Here is a 12,354-nt window from a genome sequence, read left to right as displayed (position 1 = left end):
CACTCGGACTGTTCAAAAGCCCCAGCTTATCCGCCATCATATAATTGGGCACCAGCGTCACTTGAAACGGCATCAGCATCGTAAAGACATATACGAGAAACAGGGGCTCTCGCCCGCGAAATCGCAGCTTGGAGAAGGCATAAGCGGCAAGCGATGCTACCATGGTCTGGCCTGCGATGATCGGTACGACCATAAAAGCCGAATTCCAGAACATTTCCAAATATCTAGGGCTGCTGACCAACACCTTGCCATACTGTTCCAAGGTCACTTGATCCGGGAGTAATTTTATATTCACGAAACGAGCTGCTTTGTTCATCTGCCCAATAGAGCTGTAATTGATGCTGATTTCGTGGGCTGTCATTAATGAATTGGTGAAAGTAATAACAATTGGAAATAAACACACGAATGCTATGACGGCCATAACAATCGTTAACGTAATTTTTCGCAGGATACCAGCAACAAGCACGACTTCTTCCCCCTATTCCATAAACTGCCGATACCGGCGCTCTAGCATAAACATGCCTATGACGATCAGAAGGATACAGCCGGCCATCAAAATCGCCGATGCAGTCAGCTTCTGAATATCCAACGATGTGAACATGTTGTTCATATAATGCTGCAGCATATAAATACTGTCATGCGGATAATCACCTGCAATCAGGTACGTTTCCCGGAATACTTTAAACGAATTAATGATCGACATGATGACTACAAAAAATACAGTGGATGTTAGATAGACCATCGTAATACTGCCAAACTGCCGTAAGCGCCCAGCTCCTTCGATTTTGGCGGTTTCGTAATAATCCTTCGGAATTTGCTGAAGTCCCGCCAAGAAAAGAATCACGTTATAGCCGATGTTCTTCCATATATACACAACAATGATGACCGCTCGGGCATCATCAGTCTTCATCCAATCCACACGTGCGATCCCGTAGCTGCTCAACCAGGCATTCAAAGAGCCGTTCCAGTCCAATAAAATCTCCCAGATAAGCAGGATCGAAGCAACAGRAAYGACAAGCGGCAGCACATAAGCCATACGAAGCCAATTGCGAAAATAAATATTTTGGTTTAACAACATCGCCAAGCTAAGCGAAAGCACAAGCATGAGCGGAACACTAACAACACTGAAATATAACGTATTGAAAGCTGCCTTTCGGAAGGAGTCGCTTGCAAGCAGCGCGCGGTAATTATCCAATCCCACAAAGCGACTATCTACCGTACCGTCCATGAAAGAATTGTACAATCCCATGGCAAACGGAATCAGGTAGAATAGCGCAAATCCGATACTGCTCGGCGCAAGAAACATCCATGCCACTGAAGCATCCTTACGGAACCCTATCATCTGTTCCCTCCTCTCTTACATGTAGATTAAGATGAACTGTTTAAAAAAAAGCAGGGTAAAACTTAAAGTTTTTCTAAAGTCTTGACAGAAAAAAACACCGCCTTGGTAATTGGCGATGTCAACGTTGGGGGATACGTACTTCAAATAGCGTACGAATTAAATTGCTTTGAACTGTAATGGTGCCATGATGCTGCTCTACGATATTCTTCACGATGAACAGGCCTAACCCGGAGCCGCCTTCTTCATGCGTTCGAGCCATATCCCCCGTAAAAAACATATCGAAGAGATGCGGCAGCTCCTCCTGCGGAATACAATCTCCATAATTGACCACTTGGATCACTGCCTCTCCACCGTCCGAATGGCCAAGAATATCGATAAACTGCCCATCTGCGCCATAGCGAATGGCATTCGTCAGAATATTTTCAAATACGCGTGCCAGCAGATCTCCGTCACCCCAAACAAGCAAATGCGGAGTTATATTCATTCTGACTGTTAAGTTTTTTTAGATACGACAGGGAATAATTCCTCGGTTAATTGGGTGAGAAGCTCGTTGAGATCGATCGTTCTTGTTTCGAGAGGAAGCCTGCCATAGTTCATTCGAGCGATTTCGAAAAGCTCGTCAATCAATTTTTCCAATCGTTGTGCTTTCGTGTAAGCAATGCGCGTATAGTGATTCGTTTGATCCCCCGTTAGCCCATCCGATTGAAGGATGAAATCCAGATAACCGATCACAGAAGTCAGAGGCGTACGCAAATCATGAGCCAAATTCAGTACCAATTGCTCCTTGCTGGTTTCCGCAAAATCGCCCCTTTCCATCRCTTGCTGCAGCTTCTCGCTTGCCCGATTAATATCTCTCGCCACATCTCCGAATTCATCATTGGAGGACAGGCGAATACGGCGGTTGAAATCACCTTTCGCCAGTTGGTTAATTCCATTGGATATGACATGAAAATAGGTCGCATATCGTTTCGTGAAAAGATAGAAAAAATAAAACGAGAGAGGAAGAAAGATGAGCAGAAAAAAATTGATATCCCCTATATCTCTTATGAAATAACGCACTTTCGTTAATGGATTCTCGTACTTGGTCGTGTAGTAGTAGGATTGAAGGACTTTAAAAAGGATGTAGGTGATCACCGCTGATATAGACATGCTTAAACCAAACCATAAAATCATTCCAAATCGAAAGCTGCGGAACATGTTAGCCATGGAATGAGTACCCCACCCCCCAGACGGTTTTAATCCGTTTGGTTTTATGCATGTCTTCCTCCAGCTTTTTCCGCAGAGAGCGAATATGCACCATGACTGTATTGCTGCCCTCATAGTAGGTCTCACGCCACACTTGTTCGAAGATATGTTCCGAGCTGAAAACCTTCTTGGGATGCAGGGCTAGCAGATATAAAATATCAAACTCTTTCGGAGTTAATTCAATGGGTTGGCCGTATAAAAAAACAGTACGTTCTTCGGGATAGATGAACAATCCACCGGCCTCCAAAATGGGTCTAGCCGTTTGCGTCGATAAATTGAATTGCTTTGATCGCCTCAACTGCGCGTTGACTCGCGCTACCAACTCCATCGGGTTGAATGGCTTGGTGACATAATCATCCGCTCCTCTTACCAATCCCGCAATCTTGTCGAGATCGGACGTTTTGGCGCTTAAAAAAATGATAGGGAATTGATGCTTCTCTCGAATCAGCCTGGTTACTTCATAACCATCCCGTTTAGGCATCATAATATCCAAAATCGCCAAATCAATGACATGCGCGTCACAGGCAGCTATAGCCGCCTGACCGTCAGCTGCTTTCAGGCATCGGTAGCCTTCTTTCTCTAAATGAAGCTCGATAAGATCGGCAATCTCCGTCTCATCATCAGCTATCAAAATGGTAATCGACATCCTTCATTCCCACCCCTATAAATTTTCACTTGTCCAATAGCAGCTATGGCCTGCAGCTTACTCAAGGATAAGGAAATTTATTTAAAAAGATATGGGGCTAAAAATTAAATCTTTCTTAAATTCTTTATGACAAAAGCACACAAATAAAATTGGCGGCGGTGCCATGACAGTGGAGAAGCTAGAAGCTAATTTATCTGCTATAATAGGGTAAACGTGTCGAATGGAAAGTACCTCATTCTTTCATTATGACACCTACTGAGGTGATATTCATGGTTAACACACGTCTTTCCGTTGCTATTCATATTCTGTCTTTAGTTCAATCGGACCCTAAGGCTTCTTCCGACATGATTGCAGGAAGTGTCTCAACGAATCCAGTTGTTATTAGAAGAATAACCAGCATGTTGAAAAAGTCTGGATTGATATCTTCAAGAGTGGGCGTTGCCGGGTTTGCATTAACCAAAAGTCCAAGCGAAATCAGCTTATATGATATTTATAAATCCGTCCAACTGGAGTCGGAGATTTTCAATATTCATGATAATCCCAATCCGAATTGTACGGTAGGCAGGGAAATTCAACAGACCTTGGATATAACTTTTGAAAGTGTTAAATTGGCCATGGAGAATGAGCTTAGAAATAAAACACTTCAAGATGTTATTTATCATATTTTTAAATAATACAGGCTTTTTTTCGGCTATGTTGTAACAATAACTATTACAGAATATCCAACACATTTTAAGAGGAAAAAACAATGAAAATCGCCATTATCGGAGCAACAGGAAAAGCAGGACATCTAATTATGAAGGAAGCCCTCTTACGAGGACATGAAGTAACTGCCTTTGCTAGAAGTGTATCCAAAGTACAAGAAACCAATGTACATGTCGTAGAAAAGAATCTTTTTGAGCTCACAGCCGACGATTTAAAACCTTATGATGTTGTGGTCAATGCCTTCAACTCTGCTGGTGAATATACAGCTGGAAAAGACCCTTTGATTGAAAATCCTAAACACATCAATCAAAGATTCACCGTTGTATCCAAGTAATTGTAAAAAGCAAGCAGGCTGCCGATAGTTTCTTGTCGGCAGCCTCTCTTTGATGAATCGACTTGCTTGGATATGGTCAAGCTAACGCTGTAGGCCTAACCATAATTTCGCTGATAAGCGTGTCATCGGGTTCATTAATAGCAAATGCGATGGCTCTAGCAATGCTGTTAGGTGAAATCCCCAAGCCGCTTATTTGACCGGCTATCGCCTGCACTTCAGGGCTCGTAATGCTGTCAAATAGCTCAGTTTTCGTCAGACCTGGAGCAATTACAGTAGATCTGATATTCGAAGCCGCAGATTCTTCAAGTCGTAGTCCTTCCGAAATGGCTCTAACGGCGAACTTGGTAGCCGCGTATACCGCTGATGTCGGTGAGACTTGATAACCGGAAGTAGAGGACAGATTGATGATATGTCCGGCCTGCTGTTCCCTCATGGTAGGGAGCACCGCTGCGATACCGTATAAAACACCTTTGATATTCACATCGATCATTTGATCCCACTCTCCTACTCTTAATTCATTCAGCCTGGAACTCGGCATGACGCCCGCATTGTTCACCAACACATCAATTCGGCCATATGCACTCAGGGCAAACTTGGCCAATTGCTGCATATCTTCAGCAGAAGCGACATCCGCTTTTACAGAAACAGCCTCGCCGCCACCCTGTTTGATTTCAGCAACAATTGCATGCAGACGTTCCTCTCTTCTAGCTGCCAATACCACCTTTGCGCCATTTTGCGCCAACAACTTCGCTGTAGCTTCACCTATTCCACTGGATGCTCYCGTAATAATGACCACTTTACCTTGTATGTTTTCCATCGTTAAACACTCCTTCATAGACTTTTTTTATAAACACGTGTTGAATATTTAACGGCCGTTGATTAATATTATAGACAGAAGCCCCGATTACTCAATGGTTGATTGATGCGTATTTGTTAGATATGCAACACAACGCTCACTATTGTTGATTATCGGAAGGAGGTACCTCATCATTTGGAAACCACTGTTAAAACGGACCGTCGCATACTCAGAACCAAGCAATCCATAACCAAGTCATTTCTGGAGCTATTCTCGGAAAAAGATTTTGAACAAATCACCATCAATGAAATCGCAGAGCGCGCCAATGTTAACCGAGGCACCATTTATCTGCATTATAGTGACAAATACGACCTTCTGGATCATTGCATTGAAGATCACATCAACGAACTGATTTCGCTCTGCAAGAAACGGGAGGACAATACGGTTAGCTACGGGACGATGCAGGAGCCCAAACCGATTTTTGATTTTTTTCGTGATAATTTCGCGTTCTTCTCTGCCATGTTTTCCAATCAAAGAGCCTTTGTATTCCGGGAACAACTACTGAATTTTATTTCCGTCAATCTGATGCTTAAAATGCAAAGACCGGACGATCACTCCGATATCGATCTTGAGTTAAAAGCCCAATTCATGAGCTCTGCTTTTATTGGCATTGTCGAGTGGTGGATACGTCATCAAATGCCGCACTCCACACAATTCATGGCCGATCAGGTTAGGAACTTATTTGATAATAATCAAGTTTACAGCAGTCATTGATTCGTATGTTTCATGCAACATAATGTCATAAGTAACATCCGGTAAAATGAGAAAGAATCTGCTACGGACGGCCCTTTTAGCGTTAGCTAACAGAGGGAATTCATCTACTGCTTCTCTCACGGAACTGTAGTCCTTTATTTTGAAGAAAAAACCAGCTATTTCCACTATTGAACGGAACTACAGGATCTTATTTGCCCGTCATGGCGTGCTTTTCAGCTAGAATTGGCGAAATAGCGGAACGTAGTTCCCCCTACCGTAGAAAATGTTTTTTTTCAGGAAAATAGCGGACTACAGTTCCTTTTAAATACCAAAACTCACCAGTCTCATAGATTGCACCTTCCCGCTTCAACGGATGACTCTTCCGTTTAATCGTGTACAAATGCAAAACGATCGCTCCTGAGAGCGATCGTTTTGTCCATTCATTCCTTCAAACATGCATTTCTTAATTTTTCTTTTCCATTGCTTTGAGCAACGTCGCTAGCATCTTAGCTGCTTCAGCTCTAGTTGCACTCTTAGCAGGTGCAAATTGGTTGTTCGGCAATCCGTTAATAATCCCGGCTTGTTGTGCGAATTTCACCGCTTCAACAGCATAAGAGGAAATACTCGCTTCGTCCCCGAACTGATTCGGAGTTACGTTGCTTTCCAACTTATATCCAACGAGATTGGTTAATCGGATAAGGATAACAGCCATTTGTTCCCTGGAGATGTTCGCATTTGGAGCAAAGGATTCTGCGTCGATCCCATTGACTACTTTATTTTTCTCTGCCCATGCAACGTACGGCGCATACCAATCGGTAGACTTAACATCTGCGAATGTGCTGTTCGTATAGGCGGATACATCCACACCAGCGGCACCTGCGATAAGTTTTACAAATTCGCCACGCGTAATCTCATTATTCGGAGAGAACTGATTGTCGCTTACTCCGCTGATAATGTCTTTGCCAGTCAGATAATAAATATCCGATTTTGCCCAGTGCTCATCAGCATCTTTGAAATCAAAAATTTTTTGCGTTGTCAACATATACTCGGCTGCTGTTGACGTTGTGAATGGAATCGCAACTTCTCCATTTTCATCTACGGTAACTTCAGAGATGAGCACAGGAGATACATCGGCAGCATTCACGGCATAGAAGAACAATTTTTTGCCAGCTTGCTCTATGCCCGCTTTCGTTTCTAGCGTCATTTTCCCTGGCAATGCACCTTGTTGATTAAGGGAAAGACCTAACACGACTTTACTTGTACTCACTTGAACCGGAGTCGCAATCTTCCCAACAGGAGCAAGATTTACGAGACTGACGCCTAAGTCAAAATGATCTGAACCTGTCGGATTCGTGAGGTCCTCCGAACGAACAGTCCATTTGTAATCACTGCCTAGAAATGTCTTCGTCCCGCCTTTTACTTTACTAAGATCAGCGAAAAGATTGGAAGATACAACACTATCCTTAGATAAATCGACTTGGTCAGTCTCATCTTTTCCGCCAACGGGAGGTGCTGCAGGAATAGACCCTCCATTGCCATGATCCTCATGTTCCGGGATGACAACCTTCGGTACAATTGTTACTTTTGCCACAGCTGTTAAACCATCTAATGTAGCAGTAATTTCATCTTCTCCTACTGCTTTCGCAATCAACATGCCATTTTCTTGAACGATGAATCCATTCTTGAAGCTGAAAACGACGTCTTTCCTATCAATCTCAGAAACTGTACCGTAAGCATCGGTTCCTTTAATCATTGGAATGACTTGTTTACCAAGTTCAACAGATGGATCAACGGACATCTCGATCTTGACTGGTTTTCCTGGAGCTGGAGGCGTAACCGGTTTAGCAACGATTTTCGCGATGGCCGTTGCATTCAAACCGCTAAATGTAACCGTAATTTCTTCGTCGCCTTCGGCATCTGCGATGATAACTCCATCTTCTTGCATGTGTGCCTTTCCGTTCTTGAAGCTGAAGGTAGCGTCCTTCGCATCAATGGCGTAAGCCACGCCGTAAGCGTTGGTCGCTTTAATCGTCGGGATGAACGTATCGCCAACTTCAGTTTCTGCAGGAACAGACAAATCGAGCTTGACCGGTTGGACGTCTGTCGGCTTAACCGTCTCAACCGAAATAGAATTGCTCTTTCCTCCGGATGTTGCCGTAATGATTGCCGTACCGGAAGACTTTGAAGTTACAACACCATTTTCATCCACGGAAGCTATGTCTTCGTCGCTGGATTTCCAGTCAATCCCAACTAATTTGCGGTTATTGATTTGAGTCAAGTAATTAGCAGGATACTCTCTGAAGTCCCCGAACAAATCCATTTGGACTTGGGATCCGATGACAGTGTTCATTTTACCCGAGATAATCGCGTCGTTATGAATGTAAACCTTCGTCAAGAGAGGGTCGAAGGTGTACACCATTTTGCCGCCCGAAACCGTCATCTTACCTGTGCCCAGCAAATCTCCATCGCTATGCGGGAGGTACGTCTTGTCGGCGCCGTTACCCGTAATGATGTATTTGACTCCGCCGACTTCCCAGTTTTGAAGAGTATGCAAATGTCCGAAAATGCTGTAGATATCCGTGTCCGGATGCTCGAGCTTATAATCGCTTAGAATAGACTCGTATTTCGCTGCGTCCTTCGGATCCATTTCATGCTTGGTGCCGAATGCGTCGCGCGTAATCACATGGTCAAGAACGATAACGTTTTTCTTCGTATTCTTCTTCAGAACTTCTTCCAACCAATGGAACTGTGTGGAATCCGACAAGGTAAGACTTTGGATGTATGCCGAGTTCAACATGATGATCAGCGTATTCCCATAGTCGAAATGCATTGTCGGGGAACCGAATTTTTTATAGTAGATATCCAAGGTATTCTGGAACGATTCATGATTACCCGCCAATACGAAAAACGGTTTAGAACCTGGGTCCCCGAAATACTTGTTGACGAAGCCCGACGCTTGATCGTATTGCAGTTGGGAACCGTCATCCACGATATCGCCCATGTGCATGACTAACGAAGTATCATCCGCTGCAACCTTAGCGAACAATTTATCGGTAAACGCGTTGCCTTGCGTATCCGGAATAAGCGAGATTTTGAAGTTATCTCCATCTTGCGGTTGCGGGATCGAGGCCAGAGACAATTGATCCTTATAAGTCGGCATGGCGTTCCCGGCTTTATCCCGAGCATTGATTCTTAAGGCATAATCGCCATTCGCCAAGTCGCTTGTCGGTTCGGCATATCCCCAACCCGTGTTGGCGTCGTAATACACAGGCAGTTCGATATTATTCATCCTAACGGAGATGCTCTCTGTATCGACTTGCGATTTGCTGTCCAATAGCTTGAATGTGACCCTCGGCGTCGGAATTTTGACCTTAACGTCCTTCGTAGGCGTTACGTCTGTCATCGTCGGAGCTTCCTCGTCCGGTGTCAAATCCACATGATACGTTTTGTCGATATATGGAACTGATTCGTTGGGGGTTAACGCTTTGTCGTAGGCGTCTACGAATACTCTGTAATCCCCTTGGGTTAGATTTTCCAACTTGAAGCTAAGACGACCTGTGGTTTTATCGTAAGTGTAATCCCTATAATCCACGTCATTGATTTTAACCGTTATTTTGTTCTCATCTACCCCAGAGAGACTATCGGTAATCGTAGTCGAGAAATCAAGGGTACTACTGAACAAGCCATCCGACGAAGGACTTGTCTCGGTAAACTCCGGACCGCTAGTATCCGTAACCTCGTCCGTATAAATAAATTTCATATCATCGAAATAGACTGATCCGGAATATGCTGGCTTCGATTTTGTTGTCTCAACCATATACACATAGTTAAGCGTAATCGGTAACTTCCAGCCTTCAGGGAAAGGAACTTCTAAGTATTTCCAGCCAACCCAATTGATGTCGTCCGTTTCCGTTGTTAGGTCGAGCGTTTTATCCGCGCCGCCGGATGAATCTCTAAATATCGCCCTTAACCAAGGAGCTTTGCCGTCCCCGTATACCCACATTCCGAATTTCTTCGGATAAACTTCGGTCTTATACGTGGAAAGCATTTGATCCGCAAGAGAATCGGACCATTTCGCGCCCTTATACCAGTGCGGGATCCAGTTCAGCGTTCCGTTCGAATTTTTGTTTGTCCACATGCTAAGATCATAATCCATTTTAAAGCTTTTGCTTCCCGAGTGCTTAACCGCCGTCGAGATGCTCAAGTACGGGCTTGTTCCTGCACTTCCCGCATATTGGGCGATATTATTAAAACCGATTCCGCTTAGATGGTAACCTTCGATCGGGTACGTCTCGAAATTGTCGATGACCTGCTCTTTGATACCGACCGTAACTTGTGTTGTTAAGGTCTTACCCGCAACCGTTACCGTAAGCGTTGCCGTTCCATTGCTGTCGCCCGAAGTAACCAAACCGCTCTCGTTCACGGTACCGATACTGCCGGAAAGGCTCCACGTTGCCACGGAGGGGTCGATGTAAACCTGCCCCCCGGTTGCATCGGTAGCGACAAATCCGAACTGCTTTTTCGTGTTATTGTTCATAACCACGTTGGTGCTCGTCAAAGCAAGGGTAGCCACGGCGTCCACGACCGACACTTTCGCGCTTCCCTTCACGTTGTCAACGGTCGCGGAGACCTCTCCCGCGCCGATTCCGCTATTCGCGATATAATGGCCGTTCGGGTCGACACTTCCAATAGTCGATGCCCAAGTTGCGGGACTGTTGCCGCTGGAGATCGGATTGCCGAATTCATCCGCCAAACGATAGGTGAAATCGTATTTCGAGCCGGTGTAGAGCGTCACGTTCTTATCGACGACCACGTCGCCGACCGTCGTGCCTTTCGTCGCCGTGCTGACGAATAACAAGGAGCTGGAAACGAGTCTCGAGCCATTGACATCGCCAGGATGGCTTATGGTTACCGGACGATCGCTGCCTGCTTGGCGTACGATCATCTCCGTCGAACCGCCGCCATCCAGATTAAGCGCATTGACGGCTCCCGCTTCTAATAAATATTTCCCAAGATCGGGGAGACCTGTTCCAATGCTCCCCGTATAACTTGTGCTTGGTTTGTCTACGGTTACCACGACAAGGCTTCCGTCTGCCTTCATGCCTAATGCCGTACGCGCGTTAGCGGCCGGATCACCKGTCGTCACCGCTACGCCGTCACGTACAAGCCAAGCGTTAGAGGTGATCGAAGTCACGATATTGTTGTTCATGATATATTTGTTCTGATCGTCTTTGCCTGCGTATAAATCGTATTTAAAGCTAACTTTGGTGTTAGCCTGCAACGCCTGGACCATCGATTTCGACGTGCCTACGCCTTCCAGAACGACGGAGTCGTCGGGAATATCGAAGCCTTCCGTCGACGTTACGTTAACGACGGTACCCGTGTAATTTTGCCCCGGATGAACGCCGTCGAAATTGTTGTCGACGCGGATCAACGCGAACACGGACTTACCTTTGTCCGTAACGTAGTTATGCGTCATTTTACGCGTTTTCGTAATTTTGCTCGTATGGATGACTAAAGCGTTATTGACGGCCTGGTTTCGGTTAAGCAGGTTTACATCGTAGACGTTCCCCGTAACCGTGAATTTACCTTCCGCATGAACATCTTTTATTGCGGGCTTATTTGCGCTATCGATATAAAAACTGGTGCGATCGTTATCGCCTGGCATCTGGCTTACAATCAGCTCGCCGTCCTTCATCATTAACCCTAGCGGATTTCCGGATGCCGGATCGATATCGTAGAAATCGCCGTCGACTCCAGCGATGACTTGATTGCCTTTCAAAATTTCCCGGTTTGCCTGATCACCGATTGTTTCCACGGCACTGATGGTATCGTACGCCTTGGCAGTGATGATCCTCGTGTTCGGATCGTTCGGTTTAATATCCAGACGGTTAACGACTACTCGATTGTTCGGTTTATAGTAGTTACTGTATTCCTCCGAAGTAAAGTGGACGCCAGTGGAAAGTTTCTCACTTTTCAGTACGTTTGCGTCGCCCGGCGGAGCTGCATGGGCCGTCAAAGCGCCAACGCCTGATAAATTCAGTACCGTAGCGAGTGCCAGCAACATCGCAGGAATTTTTTTGTTACTAATGATTCTTTTCATACAACTCTCCCTTCAATCGTATAAGACGGTTACTAACGGCTAACTCACAAAACATGAATAAAGATATAGCGCTTAATCTGAATGAGTATTACGCTTTCCTACTTCTTTTTCCCTCCTAACTATACTTTTTACAATACGGTACTATACGACTTAATAAGGCCTCATTCAATACAATTGAAGGAAAGAAACATGTTGATTTTGTAAAATAAATAGCGTTTTTCACGCAAACTTGCATTAAATTATTGCTTATTATGCAAAATTAGAAGATTAGTTTCCTAAATATATGAATAAAGCGCTTCCAATAAATGTGAAACTATCCCATTATATTTTCAATAAAACGCTATCATATGCGACGACAGAGAATTTTAATCACGATTCTATTAAGCCTTGTAATCTATATAAGAACTAATAAATCTGTATACATTTAGCC

Annotated in this window: 7 protein-coding genes and 2 pseudogenes; 3 read left to right on the top strand and 6 right to left on the bottom strand. The window is 44.6% G+C overall.

What is annotated here, in order from left to right:
- The 4 genes and pseudogenes from AC1DUA_RS06130 to AC1DUA_RS06115 all read right to left on the bottom strand — a co-directional run.
- A partial coding sequence (locus tag AC1DUA_RS06130) for an ABC transporter permease family protein (RefSeq protein WP_477498879.1) occupies nt 1–421 on the bottom strand: 421 nt, incomplete at its 3' end.
- A 57-nt stretch (nt 422–478) separates the two neighbouring features.
- Nucleotides 479–1,342: a carbohydrate ABC transporter permease gene (locus AC1DUA_RS06125; RefSeq protein ID WP_477498878.1), complete on the bottom strand. Its 864-nt coding sequence runs from the start codon at nt 1,340–1,342 to the stop codon at nt 479–481.
- 118 nt (nt 1,343–1,460) lie between these two features.
- Nucleotides 1,461–2,548: pseudogene (locus AC1DUA_RS06120) on the bottom strand (sensor histidine kinase).
- Complete coding sequence (locus AC1DUA_RS06115; RefSeq protein WP_477498877.1) at nt 2,541–3,233, bottom strand: response regulator transcription factor; 693 nt, start codon at nt 3,231–3,233, stop codon at nt 2,541–2,543. Before AC1DUA_RS06115 ends, AC1DUA_RS06120 begins: the two are co-directional and overlap by 8 nt.
- Before the next feature lie 269 nt (nt 3,234–3,502).
- Here AC1DUA_RS06115 and AC1DUA_RS06110 point away from each other — a divergent pair, with 269 nt between their 5' ends.
- Both AC1DUA_RS06110 and AC1DUA_RS06105 read left to right on the top strand, forming a co-directional pair.
- Complete coding sequence (locus tag AC1DUA_RS06110) at nt 3,503–3,907, top strand: Rrf2 family transcriptional regulator (protein WP_477498876.1); 405 nt, start codon at nt 3,503–3,505, stop codon at nt 3,905–3,907.
- A gap of 74 nt (nt 3,908–3,981) precedes the next feature.
- Nucleotides 3,982–4,191: pseudogene (locus AC1DUA_RS06105) on the top strand (NAD(P)-dependent oxidoreductase); the annotation flags it as partial.
- Between the two features lie 157 nt (nt 4,192–4,348).
- Here AC1DUA_RS06105 and AC1DUA_RS06100 read toward each other — a convergent pair.
- Nucleotides 4,349–5,089 carry an SDR family oxidoreductase gene (locus AC1DUA_RS06100; RefSeq protein WP_477498875.1) on the bottom strand — a complete coding sequence of 247 codons (741 nt, stop codon included), beginning with the start codon at nt 5,087–5,089 and terminating at the stop codon, nt 4,349–4,351.
- A 174-nt stretch (nt 5,090–5,263) separates the two neighbouring features.
- On the opposite strand from AC1DUA_RS06100, the gene AC1DUA_RS06095 reads away from it, so the two are divergent.
- Nucleotides 5,264–5,842: a TetR/AcrR family transcriptional regulator gene (locus AC1DUA_RS06095; protein WP_477498874.1), complete on the top strand. Its 579-nt coding sequence runs from the start codon at nt 5,264–5,266 to the stop codon at nt 5,840–5,842.
- Nucleotides 5,843–6,284: 442 nt separating this feature from the next.
- Here AC1DUA_RS06095 and AC1DUA_RS06090 read toward each other — a convergent pair whose 3' ends face one another.
- The gene (locus AC1DUA_RS06090) at nt 6,285–11,924 is read right to left on the bottom strand and encodes an S-layer homology domain-containing protein (protein WP_477498873.1); all 5,640 of its coding nucleotides are present in this window, start codon (nt 11,922–11,924) and stop codon (nt 6,285–6,287) included.
- Between the last annotated feature and the right edge of the window lie 430 nt (nt 11,925–12,354).

This window comes from Paenibacillus sp. 01T422, from assembly GCF_056398785.1.
This window is presented reverse-complemented; position numbering and strand designations above follow the sequence as displayed.